The organism is Anabaena sp. FACHB-1391, assembly GCF_014696755.1.
In the GTDB taxonomy this organism is placed as follows: domain Bacteria; phylum Cyanobacteriota; class Cyanobacteriia; order Cyanobacteriales; family Nostocaceae; genus Dolichospermum; species Dolichospermum planctonicum.
On sequence record NZ_JACJQS010000009.1, the window covers coordinates 72,917 to 95,636 of the forward strand.

Annotated in this window: 15 protein-coding genes and 2 pseudogenes; 9 read left to right on the forward strand and 8 right to left on the reverse strand. The window is 39.2% G+C overall.

Annotated features, from left to right (window positions below; all coding sequences use genetic code 11):
• The first annotated feature begins 36 nt into the window (after positions 1–36).
• Positions 37–2,874 (forward strand): cation-transporting P-type ATPase, encoded by a 2,838-nt coding sequence (locus H6F62_RS06420; RefSeq protein ID WP_190371613.1) that lies wholly within the window; start codon positions 37–39, stop codon positions 2,872–2,874.
• 713 nt (positions 2,875–3,587) lie between these two features.
• Positions 3,588–4,379 carry an SDR family NAD(P)-dependent oxidoreductase gene (locus H6F62_RS06425; RefSeq protein ID WP_028091452.1) on the forward strand — a complete coding sequence of 264 codons (792 nt, stop codon included), beginning with the start codon at positions 3,588–3,590 and terminating at the stop codon, positions 4,377–4,379.
• 343 nt (positions 4,380–4,722) lie between these two features.
• Here H6F62_RS06425 and crcB read toward each other — a convergent pair whose 3' ends face one another.
• Positions 4,723–5,121 (reverse strand): fluoride efflux transporter CrcB, encoded by a 399-nt coding sequence (gene crcB, locus H6F62_RS06430; protein ID WP_137908215.1) that lies wholly within the window; start codon positions 5,119–5,121, stop codon positions 4,723–4,725.
• A gap of 342 nt (positions 5,122–5,463) precedes the next feature.
• Here crcB and H6F62_RS06435 point away from each other — a divergent pair, with 342 nt between their 5' ends.
• Entirely contained in the window at positions 5,464–6,327 is an 864-nt protein-coding gene (locus H6F62_RS06435) for a zinc metalloprotease HtpX (RefSeq protein ID WP_028091454.1), read from the forward strand.
• A 134-nt stretch (positions 6,328–6,461) separates the two neighbouring features.
• Here the strand turns inward: H6F62_RS06435 and H6F62_RS06440 are convergent, their stop codons facing one another.
• The 3 genes from H6F62_RS06440 to H6F62_RS06450 form a co-directional block, all read right to left on the reverse strand.
• Positions 6,462–7,037, reverse strand: a complete 576-nt coding sequence (locus H6F62_RS06440; protein ID WP_137908217.1) for a Uma2 family endonuclease — start codon at positions 7,035–7,037, stop codon at positions 6,462–6,464.
• 254 nt (positions 7,038–7,291) lie between these two features.
• Complete coding sequence (locus H6F62_RS06445) at positions 7,292–9,319, reverse strand: pentapeptide repeat-containing protein (RefSeq protein ID WP_137908218.1); 2,028 nt, start codon at positions 9,317–9,319, stop codon at positions 7,292–7,294.
• A gap of 47 nt (positions 9,320–9,366) precedes the next feature.
• Positions 9,367–9,714 (reverse strand): hypothetical protein, encoded by a 348-nt coding sequence (locus H6F62_RS06450; RefSeq protein ID WP_190371614.1) that lies wholly within the window; start codon positions 9,712–9,714, stop codon positions 9,367–9,369.
• Positions 9,715–9,988: 274 nt separating this feature from the next.
• Here H6F62_RS06450 and aspS point away from each other — a divergent pair, with 274 nt between their 5' ends.
• Positions 9,989–11,776 (forward strand): aspartate--tRNA ligase, encoded by a 1,788-nt coding sequence (gene aspS / locus H6F62_RS06455; RefSeq protein ID WP_190371615.1) that lies wholly within the window; start codon positions 9,989–9,991, stop codon positions 11,774–11,776.
• Between the two features lie 219 nt (positions 11,777–11,995).
• On the opposite strand, the pseudogene rpoC1 reads toward aspS, so the two are convergent.
• Positions 11,996–13,102 (reverse strand): annotated as a pseudogene (gene rpoC1 / locus H6F62_RS06460) (DNA-directed RNA polymerase subunit gamma); the annotation flags it as partial.
• 200 nt (positions 13,103–13,302) lie between these two features.
• Here rpoC1 and H6F62_RS06465 point away from each other — a divergent pair.
• Positions 13,303–13,574: pseudogene (locus H6F62_RS06465) on the forward strand (FAD-dependent oxidoreductase); the annotation flags it as partial.
• A 68-nt stretch (positions 13,575–13,642) separates the two neighbouring features.
• On the opposite strand, the gene H6F62_RS06470 reads toward H6F62_RS06465, so the two are convergent.
• Positions 13,643–14,263 carry a hypothetical protein gene (locus H6F62_RS06470; protein ID WP_137908221.1) on the reverse strand — a complete coding sequence of 207 codons (621 nt, stop codon included), beginning with the start codon at positions 14,261–14,263 and terminating at the stop codon, positions 13,643–13,645.
• A 158-nt stretch (positions 14,264–14,421) separates the two neighbouring features.
• Between H6F62_RS06470 and H6F62_RS06475 the strand changes: the two genes are divergently transcribed.
• Both H6F62_RS06475 and mnmG read left to right on the forward strand, forming a co-directional pair.
• Positions 14,422–15,333 (forward strand): restriction endonuclease, encoded by a 912-nt coding sequence (locus tag H6F62_RS06475; RefSeq protein WP_137908222.1) that lies wholly within the window; start codon positions 14,422–14,424, stop codon positions 15,331–15,333.
• Between the two features lie 216 nt (positions 15,334–15,549).
• Positions 15,550–17,475: a tRNA uridine-5-carboxymethylaminomethyl(34) synthesis enzyme MnmG gene (gene mnmG, locus H6F62_RS06480; RefSeq protein ID WP_137908223.1), complete on the forward strand. Its 1,926-nt coding sequence runs from the start codon at positions 15,550–15,552 to the stop codon at positions 17,473–17,475.
• Between the two features lie 318 nt (positions 17,476–17,793).
• Here the strand turns inward: mnmG and murD are convergent, their stop codons facing one another.
• Both murD and glyS read right to left on the reverse strand, forming a co-directional pair.
• Positions 17,794–19,185 (reverse strand): UDP-N-acetylmuramoyl-L-alanine--D-glutamate ligase, encoded by a 1,392-nt coding sequence (gene murD, locus H6F62_RS06485; protein ID WP_137908224.1) that lies wholly within the window; start codon positions 19,183–19,185, stop codon positions 17,794–17,796.
• A gap of 80 nt (positions 19,186–19,265) precedes the next feature.
• Positions 19,266–21,416, reverse strand: coding sequence for a glycine--tRNA ligase subunit beta (gene glyS / locus H6F62_RS06490; protein WP_190371616.1), 2,151 nt, complete (start codon positions 21,414–21,416; stop codon positions 19,266–19,268).
• 203 nt (positions 21,417–21,619) lie between these two features.
• Here glyS and H6F62_RS06495 point away from each other — a divergent pair, with 203 nt between their 5' ends.
• Together H6F62_RS06495 and H6F62_RS06500 are read left to right on the forward strand one after the other, a co-directional pair.
• Complete coding sequence (locus tag H6F62_RS06495) at positions 21,620–22,270, forward strand: Uma2 family endonuclease (RefSeq protein WP_137908228.1); 651 nt, start codon at positions 21,620–21,622, stop codon at positions 22,268–22,270.
• 17 nt (positions 22,271–22,287) lie between these two features.
• Entirely contained in the window at positions 22,288–22,713 is a 426-nt protein-coding gene (locus H6F62_RS06500) for a hypothetical protein (protein ID WP_190371617.1), read from the forward strand.
• The last annotated feature ends 7 nt before the right edge of the window (positions 22,714–22,720 follow it).

Sequence of the window (22,720 nt, forward strand, 5' to 3'; positions counted from 1 at the left end):
CAGAATCAAAGCCAAAGCCCGATTGATACCAAAAGTATGGATTCCAACTTTCATATTTGGACGCTGACACCTACAGATGTTTACAAGACCCTCATAACCACGCCCCAAGGTATCAGCGAGGCCGAAGCAAATTTAAGATTAAAACAATCTGGTTATAACGAACTACCCGAACCCCAAACACGCCCTTTAATTCTCCGTTTTACCGACCAATTAACCCATTTTATGGCCTTGCTGTTGTGGGTAGCGGGAATATTAGCTTTTATTTCCCAAACACCAGAATTAGGTTGGGCAATTTGGGCAGTAATTTGGATTAATGCTATCTTTAGTTTTTGGCAGGAATATCAAGCGGAAAAAGCCTTATCAGCCCTGAAAAAAATCTTACCTTCCCAAGCCAAAGTTTTTCGAGATGGAAAATTATCTGTAATTGCTGCCCGTGAATTAGTTAGCGGCGATGTCATGCAGTTAGAAGAAGGTGATAAGATATCCGCTGATGCCAGAATTATTCAAAGTCAATCTTTATATGTAGATGTTTCCGTACTCACAGGAGAATCTTTGCCCGTTCCCCGCATTAGCGAACCTGTCACCGCCGCCAATATCCATGCTTCAGAAGCTAGTAACTTAGTATTTGCAGGTTCTACCGTGGCCGCCGGTCGGGGACTGGCGGTAGTCTATGCCACAGGCACACATACGGAATTTGGTCAAGTTGCCCATCTTACAGCCCATGTGAAGCGGGAAGCCAGCACTTTAGAAGTGCAAATTTCCAGAGTAGTTCACATCATTACCATCATTGCTTTGAGTATGGGGGTGGTGATATTTTTATTAACTAAGTTGCTGGTAGGAATGCAACTCAAAGAAAGTTTCATTTTTGCCATTGGTATTATTGTGGCATTTGTCCCCGAAGGTTTATTACCTACTGTCAGTCTAGCCTTAGCTATTGGTGTCAAACGCATGGCCGCTAAAAATGCTTTGGTGCGGCGTTTGTCAGCGGTGGAAACCCTGAGTGCAACAACTGTTATTTGCACCGATAAAACTGGGACTTTGACTAAAAATGAAATGACTGTCCGCCAATTGTGGATTCCCAATACTCAGATTAATGTGACTGGGGTGGGTTATGAACCCAAGGGAGAAGTGGAAATTATTACGGAGGATTTACGAACCACAGAGGCACAGAGGACGCGGAGAAATGAGGGTTTGAGGGATATGTCTCAGGTGCGGTTAATGTTGGCTGGTGCGGCACTCTGTTCTAATGCGCGGTTAAATCATCCCCCTAATTCTCATCAATGGCAAGTATTGGGTGATCCTACGGAAGGGGCGTTATTGGTGGCTGCTATTAAGGCGGGGTTGAAGTTGGAGGAGTTGCAACACCAAGCCCCAAGGGTTCGGGAAATTCCTTTTGATTCCCACCGACGAATGATGACGGTTTTATTACAGGGGAATTTGCAGTTAGATGATAGGGAAAATTCCCAGTATTTGATTTTTACGAAGGGATCAACTTTAGATGTGTTGCAACATTCGCGGTATTTATGGCATTCAGGGGAAAGGCTGGAATTGACCCCAACCCAGCGGGAGGAAGTTGTCGCGGCTAATGATCAATTAGCAAGTCAAGGTTATCGTGTCTTGGGGGTGGCTACTAGGCAAGGTGGGGCGGAATTAAATCACTTAGATGATAATTTGTTAGAACAGGATTTGACTTTTTTGGGATTGGTGGCGATGATTGATCCAGCGCGGCCAGAAGTTGCCGATGCGATCGCTCTTTGTCATCGTGCCGGGATTCAAGTGACGATGATTACAGGTGATTATGGCTTAACAGCGGCAGCAATTGCACAACGTATTGGTTTAGCCAACGGTAAACCCAGAATCATCACTGGTGAACAATTGGGACATCTTTCTGATACCCAATTGCGCCAAATCCTCCACAAACACAAAACCGGGTTAGTATTTGCCAGGGTAATGCCAGAACAGAAACTCAGATTAGTGGAAGCATATAAAACCCTTGGTCATGTCGTCGCTGTTACTGGTGATGGTGTCAACGATGCCCCCGCTTTACGCGCTGCTAATATCGGCATTGCTATGGGAATTAGCGGTACTGATGTTGCCCGTGAAGCTGCGGATATTGTTCTCATAGATGATAATTTTGCCACCATTGTAGCCGCCGTTGAACAAGGTCGGTCAGTGTATCAAAACATCCGCAAATTCATGACTTATATTCTCGCTTCCAATATGGCGGAGTTTTTGCCTTTCCTGGCAATGGTGTTTTTGAAAATACCCCCAGCCCTGGTAATTTTGCAGATATTAGCCATTGACTTAGGTACAGATATGCTGCCCGCACTGGCATTAGGGGCAGAAAAACCGGAAGCTGGTTCAATGGAGTTACCACCCCGCAAAAAATCCCAACCACTCTTAGATTTACCTTTATTGTTACGTGCTTACTGCTTTTTAGGACTGCTGGAAGGTTTGGCAGGTATGGGGGGATTTTTCTTTGTTTGGTGGACAAATGGTTATAATATGACCCAATTACAGGCACTTAGTACCAGTATTTTATCGCACTCGGCTAATGCCGCTACAATGGCCATTTATCATCAAGCAACAACAATGACTTTAGCCGTAATTGTGGCTTGTCAAGATGGTAACGTTTTTGCCTGTCGTTCAGAACGGTTTTCGATTTTGCGTTTGGGGTTTTTTACTAACCGCTTGATTTGGGCAGGAATTGCGGTGGAATGGTTTCTAATTCTCTCTATTATTTATTCTCCTACTCTGCAAAAAATCTTCTCTACCGCAGCTTTAAAACCATCATATTTGCTAATTTTATTGTTTTGTCCACCGTTGATATTAATAGCTGATGAATTGCGAAAACGAATTATTAGCGGGACTTAGGCAAACAATTTGAGATTATCAGCTGTTGTGTATTTAATTTGTATAAATCTGGCGGGCAAGATGCCCACCCCACAAGATTTAATAATTATCGGGCAAGATGCCCACCCCACAAGATTTAATAATTATCGGGCAAGATGCCCACCCCACAAGATTTAATAATTATCGTCTTATTTTTATAAATTAGTGCCTTTTTACTGAAAATTGTCACCAATACACGACAAATTCAGCAGAATATGTTGTCTTGAATAAGCTAAAAAATGTATTCATTGTCACAGAAATTGAGGAATTGTAAGGGGATCAAGATATTAATTGCTCACTATTAATAAAAACTTATATAAATTAAAATCCAGATATATATACTATGGGAAAACGATTAATCAGAAATCCTGATTAAAAAATATTGCAATAACTTGATTTTGTTGCTAATGTGTGTGAGTACGACAGCGCTGGTGAATGCTCGGATCATTTAGAGAGGTAAAATCAATGAGCTTTATCTATCCTGCCAAAAGTCTTTTACTTGGTCATTGGTGATTGGCCATTAGTCATTAGTAAAAATTCCCGTTCAACAGCGGAGAATCAAAATATTTGCAATGACCTAATTCCTGTCACTTTAGGTTTGATTTTTGTTTACCGTTCATCAATCGTCCTACCTGTTGATTGCCAAAAACGCAATACATGAAGACGAGACATGAAAAATTTGGAGTTGAAAAACGATGAAGATTCAAGGAAAAGTTGCACTAATTACCGGAGCTTCCCGTGGCATTGGTCGAGCGATCGCCTTAGAATTAGCCAAACAAGGCATGAAAAGGTTAATATTAGTAGCACGCGATCGGCAAAAATTAGCCGAAGTAGCCGCCCAAATCGAAGCTTTGGGTGTAGAAACTACAATCATGGCCTTAGACTTAACTCAATCAATTTATGTTAATATAGCCGTAGCCCAACTTTGGCGCAGTTATGGACCGATTCATCTACTCGTAAATTGTGCTGGTGTCGCCCATCAAAACTCATTTTTGCAATCAAAACTTCCCCAACTGCAACAAGAACTCTCCGTTAATTTATTGGGAATGTATACCCTAACCAGCTTAATCGCCAAACGTATGGTTAGTCAAAAAAAGGGGATCATTGTCAACGTCTCCAGTTTAATGGGGAAAGTTGCCGCACCGACAATGGCCACATATTCCGCCACTAAATTTGCCATTGTTGGATTTACCCAGGCCTTACGTCAAGAACTGGCCCAACACAATATCCGTGTGATTGCTTTACTCCCTTCCCTCACCGAAACAGACATGGTGCGCGACTTAAAATCATTTCGCGGCGTGATTCCCATGACACCCGAACAAGTCGCCCAAGCCCTAGTGATTGGAATAGAAAAAGATACACCAGAAATCCTAGTCGGATGGCAATCTCATTTAGCCGTATTATGTCAACGTCTTGCCCCTTGGTTGCTAGATATCATCCTACAACTAGCGACACCCAAAAAACCATTACCTAATGCTGTGGGCTAGACTTCAAATCAATTCAAATCAATTCAAATCAATTCAAATCAATTCAAATCAATTCAAATCAATTCAAATCAATTCAAATCAATAATTTCTCTTCGCGCCTGTGCGCCCCTGGGTGAGAAAAAAATCATTCATTTACCTATATAGACATGATCCCTCCGGTAAATTACAGCAGTTCCCGGTATTCACAAAGTACAGATATTAATTATAAAACTCTTGTGGTGCGGGCATACTTCGACCAATCTCAGTACAAGTCTTGCCCGCATAAGGTGTACCTTACTCAATCTGAACTTGCTGTAATCCGGGGGATCATTGGTGTAAAATCAGAACTTTCAATTAAAAACTTTCAATTAAAAATTCTCGCAATAATCATCCCTAATTGAACACTGATAATTCCCAAGATTGTACTACCAAAAAAATAACCAGTAGCAGCCAACCAATTACCACGTTGCAACAAACCAACCGTATCTAAACCAAAAGTAGAAAAAGTAGTATATGCACCTAAAAATCCTGTGGCGACAATTAACTTAATTTCTGGGGAAATCAGCGCTGTTTTTTCCATAGCTAAACTGGCGAAAAACCCCATGATTAAACAACCGCTAATATTAATCAAAAAAGTTCCATAGGGGAAACCAAAACCCAAGCGATTTGTCAACCACAAAGTTAAATAATAGCGACTTAAAGCCCCAGCTATTGCTCCCAGACTAATGGCAATGGGAATACGAATTTCTACCTGTTGCAACATTATTAATAATTGTTAAGTAGGTTGGCGTTAAAAATTGTCGTTATGACAAGGGAACAGGGAACAGGGAACTCTTAACTGGGAAGAGGTTTTGGGCAACTTTACTTTTCGTTACTTATGTCGGTTTTTTCCGTTCACCTACTTATTAGTCTTTTTTAGTCTTTTTTTATCTTTATATTAAATCGGCAACCAACGGAAAACCGTACCCTAGTGACAGGTTTTCATCACTGTACCTGAAAATTGAACTTGATACAATCAAGGAGTGGCTAAAAAGATGCTGTTGTCCAGGCAAAGTTCCAAAAATTAACAAGAAACTAACACAGCATAAGTAGGAGAGTTATCAAAATGGGAAATCAACTAAAAACTGCTATTTTACTCGCTACCCTCAGTGGCTTATTGATAGCAATTAGTTACTGGGTAATTGGTGGTACAGGGGGCTTAGTTATAGGAATTGGGTTAGCAGCAGCGACTAACCTCTTCTCTTGGTATCAATCAGATAAGATTGCTTTAGCAGTATATAATGCCCAACCCGTCAGCGCGGCGGAAGCGCCAGGACTATATCGCATCGTTGAAAAATTATCTAACCGTGCTAATATTCCCATGCCGGGATTGTACATTGTTCCTAGTCCAACAGCCAACGCTTTTGCGACGGGAAGAGATCCCGAACACGCGGCTGTGGCCGTTACCGCAGGTATTTTAGATATTTTACCAGAAGATGAATTAGAAGGGGTAATTGCCCACGAACTAACCCATATTATCAATCGTGATACCTTAACGCAAGCGGTGGCTGCTACCGTCGCTGGGGCTGTTTCCTTCCTGGCGCAAATGCTGAGTTATAGTATGTGGTTTGGTGGTGGTTCACGGGACAACGAAAGAGGTGGAAATGCTCTGGGTGTATTAGCAACAGTCATATTTGCCCCCCTGGCCGCTACGGTGATTCAGTTAGCAATTTCCCGCACCAGAGAATTTTCTGCTGATGCCGGTGCTGCAAAATTAACAGGTAATCCTCGCGCATTAGCTAGGGCTTTGCAAAGGTTAGAATCTACAGCTAGACAAATGCCTTTGAATGCTAATCCAGCTTTTGAACCATTATTAATTATTCATCCTATTTCTGGGCAGTTTTTGGGAAATTTATTCTCTAGTCACCCAGCAACTGAAGCCCGTGTCGAAGCTTTACTGCAATTAGAACGACAAGTTATTACTTATTAGTCTCTAGAGATTATTAGTAGGGTGTGTTAGCTTCAGGATAACGCACCCTATTTAGTCAATATCCTATTTCTGAGCAAAATCAACTCAACATTTTGGCAACAAATAAAAATCTCTGTATTCCCTGTTTTTCCTGATTAAAAAATCGGCTGCAAATCTAAAATAAATCCTGGTAATACATCTTCTCCAGATAAACTTGTAGGAGATTCTAAAACTTCTATTTCTTGATTGGGGCGATAAATTTCTACTTGTTTGTTTTTAGGATTAATTAACCAACCTAACCGTAAACCATTGGCGATATATTCCCGCATTTTGGCTTGAGTATCGGCTAAATCATCGCTTTCAGAAACTAATTCCATCACAAAATCAGGACATAAAGGCAGAAACCTTTTTCTTTGTTCTGGTGTGAGTGCATTCCATGTTTCTATCTTAATCCAAGACACATCAGGAGAACGGGTAGCACCATTAGGTAATTTAAAACCTGTGGAAGAATCAAAAGCTTTTCCTAACCCATTTTGGCGATTCCAAAACCAAACTTGTCCACCTAATTCTAGGTTTCTATCTCCCGTTTCTCCTCCTGTTGGTGACATGATACTTAATTCTCCTTGTGAGGATAATTCTAAACGTAGATCTTTATTAGCAGCAATCATTTCCACAAATTTATCATCTGTGAATTTTAGTGATTTTGGTATTTGTAAAGTTATAGCAGTCATGATTTATACCTCTCTCTATTTATCCCTTCCAGTCTCCGACAGGGAATACTTTCCGGGAGGTTCTACCTGCCATTTTAACGATATTTTCAGAACAAAGCGGTTAGAAACCGCGTCTACACAGACAAAACCCACCTGCGTGGGTTAAATTCCTCTTGGAAGGACCTTGTTTGTATAGCCGCTATATAATCAATCTTTTAGGGTAAAAAATGGGTTTCTAACCTAAACCTAAAAAACCAGAAATTATTGGTAAAAGTTTATGATTGGGGATTTTTCCATCCATCATAAGCAGCAATGAGAACATTTACATAAATATTATCAGCAAGTTCTTTAATTGCTTCAATACCACCCGCTTTTAATGCACCTATTACCCGTTCCTTTAGTTGTGGATTTTTATTGATACCCTTAACCGCTACCTCGATTTCTGCTTGAGTATCTGTAGGTATATCAGGAGGATAGGATTGATTGAGGATTTGGAGTAGTTGTTGAATCTCACTAGCTGAGTCCGCTAGGTTTTGTTTGGGAGTAATAACCAGATCTCCCATAACCTTACCCGCTACTCCCCCGTCCACTTTCTGAATATTCATTTCTACTTCGACATTACGACTGGAATCATTACTGTTAGTCATATTTTTATTATCCACTTTGTTTTCAACTTGAACATTTATAGATTTTTCTGCTTCTACTAACTTATTAATAGTTAACCATAGATTTGCATTCTGATTATTAGAAGCTTGTAAAAGTTCTTTATATTTTTCTATTTCTGCTAATGCTAATTGATAATTTTGAGTAAAATGGCTGTGAATCTTTTCTTTATTCGCATTCTCAGGAACAGCAACTTTAACAACAACAACCCCATCACCTTTATTTTCAATACTCTGGATAACTAATTCTGTATCTCCATTTTCAACTTGCACTTTTTTGAAAGCAGTAACAAAAGCTTGCCAGTCAATACCATTTTGGAAAATTAAATCAACAGTATTTAAAACTTCTTCAAATAATTTGGTAAATTCTCCTGGTTGAAATTCTCCACTACTCGGACGGCGTTCCCGGTCATCTGTTCCCGGTTTAGGATATTCTAAAAGATAGACAAAGCGACAATCTACATGATCTAATATGGTTGTACTTTCAATATTCCAAGCTTCCACACAAGCACCAGTCATTTGAGCTTTGGTGAAATTAGTACCGACGGCTTGAGTAAGAGTCAGATTTGCCCATTCTAAAACAGCACCTTGAAAAGTAGCTTCTATAATATCAGCATTTTTTAAATTAGCCTCTTTCAAGTCTGCACCTATTAGGTTTGCACCTTTCAGATTTGCACCAATATAAGATTTATTTCTGCCATTTAAAGTAATAAGCAAATTGAGAACAGTAGGGTTACTTAATATAGTATTACCCGGTCTAGCAAAATCAAGTTTTTTGACTTCATAAAAACGAGTGCGCGTTAGGTTTGCTTTTCTGAAATCGGTGTTTTTCAGGGTTGCACCAGTAAAATCAGCATCAGTTAAATCAGCACTAAAAAAGGTTGTACCATAGATAGAATTTATAGATATAGCAACTTTTTTAATCCAACTAAATTTTTCACTACCTTTTGATGCTTGCCAACCAATATTATTTCCTAATATGGAAACAATAACAATAGTTAACCCAATTAAAGTTGATTTTGTTATATTTGGAACTTTTATTAATAAAGATCCCGCTGAAATTAAATTGATGATTAAACCTATAAATATCACTATGGGCAAATAACTAATGATATTTATCATCATAATATTAGCTAAAGCTATTATTATCCAACCAATTCCAATTAAACATAATATTGCAATTCCAAAAAAAAATTGTCCAATAATTGTTGTGTTAGCTTTACTTACTATAAAACTTAGGAATAAGCTAGGAGTTAATACTAATATCGCTACAAATAAACCATGTAAAAAATTTTTAGCTACGGTAATAATAGCAAAAGCTAATAATGAAATTAAGATTACTATGTATGTAGTGATTTTAATTTTTAGATCCTTTTCTAAATCCCAAAGTCCAACAAGAACAATAGCACCTATTCCCGTAATAATTGAGCCAAGGGCAATAATTAATAAAGAGAGCGCAATCGTACAAACTATAGGAAGTAATTGTAGACCGGAGGTTGTCTCACTAAAGTTTGCCCCTTTTAATATAGCTTTTGTAAAGTTTGCCCCTCTAATGTCACTACCATTAAAATTAGCATTTGTTAAGTCTTGACCTTGAAAAGACTTTCCGCGAAGATTCAATCCAGAATAATTTTTCACCATTGCCTTATGTAAGCAATATACTTATGATATTGATTTTATGTTTATATTTAGCTACAACCATTTCTTTCACAGTCTTCTAAACATTTTTGTTTTTGAGAATTAAATAAACAATTAGCTTTACATATACTCTTTTTCACCTCACAATAAATATCATCTATTCCATCTATTCTTAGTGAAATTAGTGTCTCTTTAGTTCTTGCAAAATTAGTATTGTGTGGTGTCGCAACTATCTCTTTCTTTGATGATTCTGAGGAACTATCTTCACTCTCAAAAGATTTCATCAACTCAATATGGGCTTGTATGGCCGCTTCTAATGATTGAATCCATTTTTCGTATAAACGTTTTTGCTCAGGGGTAAATTTATCCCAGTTAAGATCTTGTAATTTTTCGGTCATAAGAATAGTGTGATACGAGTAGGTTAAGCATGATATCAACTGAGTAAATATTAACTTTTTGTAGTTAATGTTGTCAACTACATGATAGATTAATTAAGTACAAATATAGTAAAAAAACATACATAATATTTTGTGAATCAGTATCGAAAATCATCACTTTCTTATTTTTGCTGATTTTTCTTCACCGAAAATGACTACAATGAATGTTAATGCTAGATAATGGGAAAGCCTTGACATTTAACCAACCTAGCCCGGAATCAAAGAACTAACAACTATGCGAACTCACTATTGCGGCGAACTCCGAAAAGAACATATTGGTGAAACTGTTACCTTTTACGGATGGGTAGACCGTCGCCGCGATCACGGTGGTGTGATATTCTTAGACTTGCGCGATCGCTCTGGTATTGTCCAAATCGTCAGCGACCCCCAGCGCACCCCAGACTCCTATGAACAAGCTAACGCACTCAGAAATGAATATGTTGTAGCTATCACCGGTAGAGTTACCCAACGTCCTCCAGAATCCCTAAATCCCCGACTTCCTACTGGCGAAGTGGAAATCTATGCGGATAAAATAGAACTACTTAACGCCGTCCGTAAACAATTACCTTTCCAAGTTTCCACCGCAGACACGGAAACAGTGCGGGAAGATTTACGGTTAAAATATCGTTATTTGGACTTACGACGGGAACGTATGGCGCAAAATATGCAATTGCGTCATCAGGTCATTAAAGCCATGCGGCGCTACCTGGAAGACCTAGAGGGTTTTATTGAAGTTGAAACCCCAGTTCTCACCCGTTCTACCCCCGAAGGAGCGCGAGATTATATTCTTCCCAGTCGCGTGAATGAAGGTGAATGGTTCGCTTTACCGCAATCTCCCCAACTCTTCAAACAATTATTGATGGTATCAGGAATGGATAGATACTATCAAATTGCGCGATGTTTTCGGGACGAAGATCTACGGGCTGATAGACAACCGGAGTTTACTCAATTAGACATGGAAATGAGTTTCATGTCTGAAGATGAAATTATCGAACTTAATGAAAAGTTAGTTTGTCATATTTTCAAAACCGTGAAAGGCATTGATTTACCTCGTCCTTTTCCTCGTCTTCCTTACGCGGAAGCTATGAACCGTTACGGAAGTGATAAACCAGATACCCGCTACGGTTTAGAATTAGTTGATGTTTCTGACGTTTTAAAAGATTCCGGTTTCAAAGTTTTTCGAGAAGCCATTTCTAACGGTGGTATCGTTAAAATACTCCCGATTCCTCATGGTAACGATGCCATTTCTAATGTTCGCATTAAACCAGGTGGCGATATTTTCCGGGAAGCCGCAGAAGCTGGAGCGAAAGGTTTAGCTTATATTCGCGTGCGAGAAAATGGTGAACTTGATACTATTGGCGCAATTAAAGATAATTTGACACCGGAACAAAAGCAGGAAATATTAACAAGAACGGGTGCAAAAGCCGGACATTTGTTATTATTTGCGGCTGCTGATACAACCACTGTTAATAAAACCTTAGATAGAATTCGTCAATTTGTGGCTAAGGAATTTAAGTTAATTCCAAAAGACAAAATTAACTTGCTCTGGGTGACAGAATTTCCCATGTTTGAATGGAATGCAGATGAAAAACGTTTAGAAGCATTACACCACCCATTTACAGCCCCTCATCCTGAGGATATCAGTGATTTAAAAACCGCCCGCGCTCAAGCTTATGATTTAGTTTTAAATGGGTTTGAAGTTGGTGGGGGAAGTTTGCGAATTTATCAGCGAGAAGTTCAAGAACAAGTGTTTTCAGCTATTGGTTTATCAAGAGAAGAAGCAGAAAGTAAATTTGGCTTTTTATTAGAAGCTTTTGAATATGGAACTCCTCCCCATGGTGGTATTGCTTACGGTGTAGACCGTTTGGTAATGTTGTTATCTGGAGAAGAATCAATTCGTGATGTGATTGCTTTTCCCAAGACTCAACAAGCTCGTTGTTTATTAACAGATGCTCCTGGAAATGTAGACGCAAAACAATTGAAAGAGTTGCACGTTGCTTCGACTTTTAAACCCAAGGTGTAAGATCAAGTGTCCTTAGTTGTCCTTTGTCCGTACTTCGACTTCGCTCAGTAACCATTGTCCGTTGTTAGTCTTGACCACCGACCACCGACGGCTTTGTAGGGGCTTTCCTGCCGTTCGCCCCTACAAGGTTTTGAACACTCATCCTTCTGCTCTATAACCTCCAAAGGTTTAGAATCAGCTTCTCCCGAATCAACTTCTCCATCAAAACGCACATAGATTTTTTAACTTAGGTCTAACCACAATCACAGAACGCCCAGAATAGTCCACCCATTTACCCAACAGGTTTTGTTTAAACCATCCCTATTTTCCCTCAATAATATCCGACAAAGACTTCAGAGGACGGTTACTAGCACCCACCACTGTTCTCCCACGACGACCATGATTAATCAAAGCATCAACAGCTTCTTGTAGCATCCGTTTTTCATTACGGACAATAATTTCTGGTGCTAATATCTCTTGAATCTTAGACAAGCGATTATTACAATTAATTACCCGCAGATATAAATCATTTAAATTACTAGTAACAAATTTACCCTTATTTAATCGCACCATAGGGCGTAAATCCGGAGGAATCACCAGAATCACCTGTAAAACCATCCACTCCGGCTTAGAACCCGTAGCAATGAAATTATCAATCACCCGCAAACGTTTAATTAACTTAGCGCGTTTTTGTCCTTTAGCATTAGCAATTTCTTCCCGTAGAGCCTTCACCTCCTGCTCCAAATTAATATCCGATAAAAGCCGTAACAGTGCTTCCGCACCAATACCCACTTCTACACCTTCTAATTGAGAATCCTCACTATAAATAGCATCCTCAATTTCTAGCCGCTGATCTTCGCTTAGAAGTTGTTTATAAGTCAAAGTATCTGCATTACCCGGTCGTAACACACAGTAAGAATGGAAATAAACAATTTGCTCCACATCCCGTACAGGCATATCCAAGAGAATAGCAATATAACTAGGAATCCCCTTGAGATACCAAACATGAGCCACCGGAGCAGCTAACTTAATAAAGCCCATCCTGTGACGACGGACGCTGGATTCAGTAAATTCTACACCACAGTCCTTACAAAATATACCTCTAAATACAGCACGCTTATACTTACCACAGTGACATTCCCAGTCTTTAACCGGTCCAAAAATGCGCTCACAAAACAAACCATCCATTTCCGGCTTCAGAGTCCGGTAATTAATAGTTTTTGGCTGCGTTACCTCACCAACTATTTGTCCATTAGGTAAAGTCCGTTCACCCCGTTTACGAATGCGTTCTGGTGAAGCTATACCAATTTTTACGTAATCAAATTGATTAGATTGGGGGGGTTTCATAAATTTAGATTTTAGATTTTAGATTTTGGATTTTATCCCTCTTCTGGTAGAAACGGATTAAGAATAGACCTAATTTTAAGTATAGTGCGATCGCCAAGCGCTGCTGTAAGCAGATCGCCAACCACCGACAAATTAAAAATAATGTATAATAGAGAGTTTATATCATAATTCCTAACTGACTTAATTTTGTAACTAAGACCATGCACAATTTCACTGGATTTCCAGACGCTTATGATGTAATTGTCGTCCGTGCAGGTCACGCAGGTTGTGAAGCAGCGCTGGCTACTGCTCGCCTCGGTTGTCGAACTCTGCTATTGACCCTAAACTTAGATAAAATCCCTTGGCAACCCTGTAACCCCGCAGTCGGTGGACCAGCCAAATCCCAATTAACCCATGAAATAGACGCTTTAGGGGGGAAATTGGCAAAATGGCAGACCGGACATACTTACAAAAACGCATCCTCAACTCTTCACTAGATCCTGTGCGAAATGAATAAGATAAAGATCCCCAACTTCTTTAAGAAGTCAGGGATCTGAAGTTTTAGGTTAAAATCCCTACTAAAATTTGCATCAACATTTCTAAATCGGTAGGAACTCGATATAACATTAAATCCTGGGTTATTAGTTTATTTTCGCGTTGAAAACTGCCAAACTGCCAAATATCTCCAGTTGTTACAGCACCATATAATATTGGTTCATCTCCTTCAACCCATTGATCTAAAGCAATTAATTCCACTGCAAGTTGAGTAAATCCTCGTGTTAAATCTGCGTGTTTTGCTTCCACAACTAAAACCTGATGTTGAGATTGCAGGTAATAATCTAAGTCACCCCGCAAAAATTGATTTATTTCAATGGGATATTCAATATTAATTTTAGATTCGGTAATATGTGCAACTTCTAAGAGAATTGGTGCAATTAAAACTTCTCTTCTTGCAGCTTCGCTTGTTAAACTAACTCTTTGCATTGCCTCTTCTAATCGTTCTTTGAGATCAATTAATCGAGATATTTGATTATTACTTACCGGCCAATCAATTGTTCCTCTAGTTAAATTGACTCCTAATTCTTGTAAAATATCCGCAGGTGCAAACCTTAACTCAAAATACTTACGAAATGTGTATGTTTCATCAGGTTTAAGAATTGGAGGACGATGTGATTTAGTCATAGAGTTATTTATTAATTATGTTGTCAGTTTTTTATCTTTTGTATTCATATTATATATGATAATATAATATCTATTTGATGCGGTGATGTAAAAATATTGCCAACAAACACAAGAGTATGGTATAAAAGTGAATATCTTGATTTTTTGACTTGTGAAAAATGACTATTCCTGACTTTCAAGCTATTATGCTTCCTTTATTGCAATATGCAAGTGATGGTAAAGAACATTCTTTAAGAGACGCTATTACATTTTTAGCTGATGTTTTTAATTTAAGTGATGACGAAAGAAAGGAATTATTATCTAGTGGACAACAAGCGGTTTTTGATAATAGAGTAGGTTGGGCTAGAACACATTTAAAAAAAGCCGGTTTAGTAGAATCTCTTAAAAGAGGATTTTTTCAAATTACCACAAGGGGAAAGGATATTTTAAATCAAAATATTGCAGCAATTAATGTGAAATTTTTAGGACAGTTTCCAGAGTATATTGAATTTAGAACTTCTAAAAAAGATCATGATAAATCAGAACCAGAAATTATAGAAATATCGGAAACTACACCCCAGGAATCCATAGAGTTTGGATATCAGAAAATTAGAAAAGAATTAGAATTAGAGTTACTTAACCGTGTGAAAAGTTGTTCACCTGATTTTTTTGAAAGATTAGTGGTAGATTTACTCGTAAAAATGGGTTATGGTGGCTCAAGACGTGATGCGGGGAGAGCGATCGGTAAAAGTGGAGATGGGGGAATTGATGGTATAATTAAAGAAGATAAATTAGGCTTAGATATTGTTTATGTTCAAGCTAAAAGATGGGATAATACTGTTGTTGGTAGACCAGAAATTCAAAAGTTTGTCGGGGCTTTACATGGACAAAGAGCAAGAAAAGGTGTTTTTATCACTACTTCCAGATTTTCCCAAGAAGCGAGAGAATATGTATCTATTATAGATAGTAAAATTGTGTTAATAGATGGAGAAGAATTAGCTCAGTTGATGATTGATAATCATGTGGGTGTTTCCACAGTCTCTATTTACGAAATTAAAAAGATAGATTCCGATTATTTTACAGATGAGTAATTATTAAATAGTAGACAATTAATATATGAAAACAGAGAATTTAAAAGCGGTACTGGTATTTGCTGGTATCGGATTAAGAATAGACCTAATTTTAAGTATAGTGCGATCGCCAAGCACTGCTGTAAGCAGATCGCCAATCACCAACAAATTAAAAATAATGTATAATAGGGAATTTATATCATAATTCCTAACTAACTTAATTTTGTAACTAAGACCATGCACAATTTCACTGAATTTCCAGACGCTTATGATGTAATTGTCGTCGGTGCAGGTCACGCAGGTTGTGAAGCAGCGCTGGCTACTGCTCGCCTCGGTTGTCGAACTCTGCTATTGACCCTAAACTTAGATAAAATCGCTTGGCAACCCTGTAACCCCGCAGTCGGTGGACCTGCTAAATCCCAATTAACCCATGAAATAGACGCTTTAGGGGGAGAAATTGGCAAAATGGCAGACCGGACATACTTACAAAAACGTATCCTCAATTCCTCACGAGGTCCTGCGGTCTGGGCATTACGAGCGCAAACTGATAAAAGAGAATATGCGGCGATAATGAAGGGAATTGTCGAAAATCAAGAGAATTTGACAATTAGAGAAGGGATGGTGACAGATTTAATCTTAAATGATCATAATCAAGTTATTGGTTTAGAAACTTATTTTGGCGTATCTTTTCACTGTAAAGCGGTAATTCTCACCACGGGGACGTTTTTAGGTGGGAAAATTTGGGTGGGAAATAAATCCATGGCCGCAGGCCGCGCGGGAGAGTTTGCAGCGGAAGGGTTAACACAAACTTTGAACCGCTTAGGATTTGAAACCGGTAGACTGAAAACCGGGACACCAGCACGGGTTGATAAACGTTCTGTTGATTACACTAAAATGGAAGTTCAACCCGGAGACGACGCTGTACGGTGGTTCAGTTTTGACCCTGAAGTCTGGGTAGAACGGGAACAAATGCCTTGTCACATGACTCGAACCACTAAAGAAACTCATCGTTTAATTCAGGAAAATTTACATCTGTCCCCTGTGTATGGTGGTTGGGTGGAAGCAACCGGTCCCCGCTATTGTCCGAGTATTGAAGATAAAATTGTCCGCTTTGTAGATAAAGAAAGTCACCAAATCTTTATTGAACCGGAAGGAAGAGATATTCCTGAATTATACATTCAGGGTTTTTCTACCGGTTTACCAGAAACTTTGCAAATTTTGATGTTGCGGAGTTTGACAGGTTTAGAAAATTGTGTGATGTTACGTCCTGCCTATGCAGTAGAGTATGATTATTTACCTGCAACCCAGTGTTTTCCTACCTTGATGACTAAGAAAGTGCCTGGATTATTTTGTGCCGGACAGGTAAATGGGACTACAGGTTATGAAGAGGCTGCTGCTCAAGGGATAGTAGCAGGAATCAATGCAGCGCGGTTTGTACGGGGTGAAGAAATGATTATTTTTCCCCGTGAACAAAGTTATATTGGCACTTTAATTGATGACCTGTGTACGAAGGATTTACGAGAACCTTATCGTATGCTTACAAGTCGTTCAGAGTATCGGTTATTACTACGTTCTGATAATGCTGATCTCCGCATGACACCCTTGGGACGGGAAATTGGTTTAATTGATGATAGGCGCTGGAATTTGTTTAGTGAAAAACAAGCACAAATTACGGCGGAGAAAGAACGGCTGCATTGTACTAGAATAAAGGAAAATGAGGCAGTAGGACAAGCGATCGCTCATGATACCCAACAGGCAATTAAAGGTTCTATTACCCTTGCTGACTTGCTGCGTCGTTCGGGTATCCATTACATTGACTTGGAGCGTTACGGACTCCATAACCCCAACCTCAAACAAGCGGAAAAAGAAGGAGCGGAAATTGATATCAAGTATGCTGGTTATTTAGCAAGACAGCAAAACCAAATTGACCAAGTTGCCCGTCAAGCAAATCGCCAACTACCTAGTAATTTGGACTACTCAACCATTGATACTTTATCAAAGGAAGCGAGAGAAAAGTTGAATAAAGTCCAACCCTTAACTATTGGACAAGCTGCGAGAATTGGTGGTGTTAACCCAGCGGATATCAACGCCCTTTTGATATACTTAGAAATAGCTAAAAATAACATCAATAAAGCCACCCCAACCCCAGTAATTCTGTCTTAATGAAAGTAGCGGTAATTGATGAATTACCGCTGCGTAATCATGATATCAGATCCTCAATTAGATTTAGTAATGTTACTTTTGCGAAAAATAGAAAAAATATCCCAGTTGACCAGAACAAAAACTATGAAATACAGGGAAAAAATAAAAAGGCTTGGAGGGTAAACCAAGCCCAACTTCACTCAGGGTAAAATATATTATCCATCCTATAGGTTATTCATATATTAATAATCCTTCCCAAGAGAGAAATTTCAAAAATATTCCGACAAACCTCCCTGACTCTCCGCGTCTGTGCGCCTCTGCGTGAAAAAAAATACACCCTTATTCAGCAACATTTAGCAGATATTTCTGACACAATTGGCGAAAGTCTTCACCCCGCATTTCAAAATTAGGATATTGATCAAAACTAGCGCAAGCAGGAGATAGTAATACTACTGAAGCTTGATGTTTTTTCGCTAGTTCCCCAGATAAGGATACGGCGTTTTCCATAGTTTCGACTATGTGATAATTACTATATCCCACCTCTTGCAGACGTTTAGAAAATGCCGGTGCTGCGTTACCTATGAGTAAGACAGCGGCGGCTTTAGCTTGAATTTGCCCTAACCAAGCGGTATCATCTCCCGCTTTAGCTTCTCCACCAGCGATTAAAATAGCGGGGCTTTGCACAGATGCTAAACCTACCGCCGCTGCGTCGTAATTAGTGGCTTTACTATCGTTAATAAAATCAACTCCTTGCCAATTACAGATATGTTCTAAGCGATGGGGAACACCAGGAAATTCACGGACAGCCTGGGAAATAGCGGTAATATCTATACCGGCTAATCTAGCAGCGGCGACGGACATGAGCAGATTTTGCTGGTTATGTTCCCCTACCATTCGCAATGCAGATACCTCGACAATGGCTTGGGGTGTAGCCGTGATTTTTTCCATTACCCAGCCATTTTCTATATAAAAGCCTTTTTCACCAATCAGAAATTCTCGACCTTTAACGCTTGTCCAATAGGCCTGAGGCCAATGATTTAATCCTAATTGACGCAAGTAAAGATCATCACCATTAAATATTTGTAACTGGGAATTGTGTAATAATTTGGCCTTGATATGATAGTAATTTTCTAATGTTTTGTGACGGGCTAAATGATCTGGTGTGAAAGTTGTCCAAATGCCAATGCGAGGTGCTAAAGTTACAGAAGATTCGATTTGATAACTGCTAATTTCGCCAATTATCCAATCAGGGCGATTGTGGATTTGAGATTTGAGACTTTGGATTGCTACCTCACAAGCAGCATAGCCGATATTACCACAGGCGGGAGCGTTTAATCCTGCCGTTTGGAAAATAGCCGCAATTAAGGCTGTGGTAGTGGTTTTACCATTTGTACCAGTAATTCCTACCCAGGGGATATCTTGTAAATGTCGCCAAGCTAGTTCCATTTCGCCGATAGTTTCCATTCCCAGTTCTCGCGCTTGGGCTAAAATAGGAATATCCCAAGGAACTCCGGGACTGACAATGATTAATTTGGATAAATCAGAATTGGTAAATTCTGGTGTGGTTTTTAATTTAACGGTAATGTGTTCGCTGGCGAGTTCCTGTTGTTGTTTGAGAAGGGTTGGGGAGGTGCTACTGTCATAAAGTTCTACCTCCCAGCCTTCCTGTTTCAACAATCTTGCCGCAGCAACACCGGACTTTCCTAATCCAATAATTAACGCTTCTGGCATTGACCGTGTATCATCCCTGGTTAAGCTCTACTATAGTAGCGTTAATTGGCAGCAATTACACAACTTTTTGTTGCTTTTGACTACAAATTTTTCACTATTGCACCAAAATCTGCTAAAATGCGACCATGATTTCGCAATAATCCCAGCAAATTTAAGCGATTTCGCTTAATATCGGGATTTGCGTCCATGACTAAAACGCTATCTTCACCATCAAAAAATGTACTAACGGTGGGGGCGATTTTTGTCAGTGCGGATACTAACAGTTGATAATCACGGTTTTGTTGTGCTGCTTGGGTTTGGGGAACTAGTTCAACCAAGGCGTTGTAAAATGCAGATTCAGATTTTTTCTGGAATAGTTCGGGGTTAATTAAGGTTTGTGGTGCTAGGGTTTCCAAGTCTAAATTTCCCTGGGCTGCTAACCGGGTAGAACGGTTGACGGTTTCGTAGATTTTATCTAATGTACCATCTTGACGGATTTTTTGTAAATAGATGGCGCGATCGCGGACATCTAATAAATCTACTAATGCACGTTCTGTATATTCAGGATCATTTTCTCCTAAAACCGCATTTACCAAATCATAATCGATCTGTTTTTCATCTTGTAATAAGGTGCGAATCCGTTGTAGGAAAAATTCGCGTAATGTGTTAATTAAGGATTTAGCATCTTTGTTAAAAGCTGCTGCAAAATCTGCGGTAATTTCTGCTAATAAGGCTGATAAATTAATTGGTAAATTTGCCAACCAGGTAATATTAATTATGGCATTAGCAGCGCGACGTAATGCAAAAGGATCGGAAGAACCTGTAGGAATTAAACCTAAACCAAAGATACTAGTTAATGTATCTAATCTATCAGCTAAACCGACAATTTGACCAGTAAGAGTTTGGGGGAAAATATCATCAGCATTTCTGGGTAAATAATGCTCAAAAATCGCTTTTGCCACTTCTGGGTCTTCACCACTAGCTAAGGCGTATTTTTCGCCCATAATTCCCTGTAATTCTGGAAATTCATAGACCATTTGCGTCACTAAATCGGCTTTACAGAGTAATGCAGCCCTTTGTATATTTTGGCTTTGAATTGGATTTAATTGTAGTTGATTACTAATTTTTTCTGCATTTTTAACTATTCTTTCGACCTTAGCACGAACAGAACCTAAATCTTCTTGGAATGTAACTTTTTCTAATTGAGGTAAAAAGCTTTCTAAAGGTTTAGATACATCAGCTTCATAGAAAAATCTGCCGTCTGCTAACCTTGCGCGAATTACCCTCGCATTCCCCACAGCAATAATATCATATTTGGCGGGATCTCCGTTACTAATGGTGATAAAATTGGGCAATAATTGCTGACATTCTGCATTTTTGAAAACGGGAAAATACCGCTGGTGACTGACCATAACCTCGGTAATTACTTCTTTTGGTAACTTGAGAAATTCCTCCTCAAATTGTCCAATAACTGCTGTGGGATATTCCACTAAATTGACAACTTCCGCTAATAATTCCGGGTAAATTGGGGTATATCCGCCTAATTTTTCCGCTGCTGCTTTAACTTGATTTGTGATAATTTCCCCTCGGTTTTCTGGAGGGACATTTACATAACCAGAAGCCAATGTTTTGACATATTCTGTAGCGTGGGAAATGCTGACGGGTTCGGGGTGTAATACTCTATGGGTGCGAGAAATGCGATTGCTTTTGACAATTTTTGCCCCATTTTCTAATTGTAATGGTAAGATATCCCCATCTAATAATGTCACTAACCACCGAATTGGTCGGGAAAATCGTCCGTCACCATGTCCCCACCGCATTAACCGCTTGCCCTCCAAGTTCCAGACCCATTCAGGCACAAGTTCGGTTAAAATATCCGCAATGGGACGACCGGGAATTTGCTTATTCACAAAGACGAAATCCCCTTTTTCCGTGGGACGAATTTCTAAAGCAGAAATATCTACACCTTGCTTACTGGCAAAACCAATGGCAGCTTTAGTGGGTTGTCCATCTTTAAAGGCTGCTTGTGCGGGTGGTCCTTTGATTTCCTCTTCTCTGTCTGCTTGTTGGGAGGGTAAACCGGTAATGAGAACCGCTAACCGTCGCGGTGTTCCATAGACTTCAACCACAGCGTCGGGGAGATTATGAGTTGCTAGGCTGTGGGGAATGCGCGATTTCCATTGTACAATAGCATCACTCAAAAAACCGGCGGGTAATTCTTCTGTACCGACCTCTAATAAAAATGCTGGCATAAGATACTGTTTTTAACTTGACGGGGCTGAATATTAGTCAATTCCAATATTGTATGCCATAACCGGTAATAGGTAATAGGTAATAGGTAATAGGTAATAGGTAATAGCAATCTTTGTCTTTAGAAGAAATCTTGAAACTTGGATACATTATTTACAAATTAATAAATAATGATATCCTAATAAAAAATACGAGGTGAAGTCTCATGCTAACCATAGCACCCGCTCACTCCCACCGCGCTATACTCGCTAATATTTCTTGGCACACTTTTGAAACCATTTTAACAGAAATGGGCAATCATCGCGCTACCCGTCTAGCCTACAACCAGGGAACACTAGAAATTATGACTCCTTTAATGCCTCATGAACATAATAAAAGACTGATAGAAAAGCTCATTGATAATTTAGCAGAGGAACTTAATCTTAATATTAAAAGTACCGGTTCAGTGACCTGTAAACGTCAAGATTTAGCCAAAGGTGTAGAACCAGATTCTAGTTTTTACATCCAAAATGAACCGATAATGCGAAATAAACAAACTCTAGATTTGACTCAAGATCCTCCACCAGATTTAATTATAGAAGTTGATTATACCAGCGCTTCCCTGGATAGATTACCGATTTATTTGGCTTTAGGTGTTCCCGAAGTTTGGCGTTATGATCATCCAGTAATGCAGATTTATCAACTCAGTAATGGTGTTTATATTCCCTGTGACGTTTCTCCCACCTTTGCCAATTTACCCCTAACCACAGAAATTCCCCGCTTTTTAGCTCAAAGTCTGGAAATCGGCGAAATTTCTATGATTCGTTCCTTTCGTGCTTGGGTACAAAAATCAAAAATAGAACTCACACAGAAATGATGACATAGCGAATTAATATGGCTAAATATTGTGCTGTGGGCATCTTACCTGCTTTAATTGCTTATAATTATACTAAATATTGTGCTGTGGGCATCTTACCTGCTATGATTGCTTATAATTATACTAAATATTGTGCTATGGGCATCTTACCTGCTTTAATTGCTTATAATTATACTAAATATTGTGGTATGGGCATCTTACCTGCTATGATTGCTTATAATTATACTAAATCTTGTGCTGTGGGCATCTTACCTGCTATGATTGCTTATAATTATACTAAATATTGTGCTATGGGCATCTTACCTGCTATGATTGCTTATAATTATACTAAATCTTGTGGTGCGGGCATCTTGCCCGCTATAATTGCTTATAATTATACTAAATCTTGTGGTGCGGGCATCTTGCCTGCTATAATTAGACAAATTCAATCCAGTACAGTTTAAGTAAAAT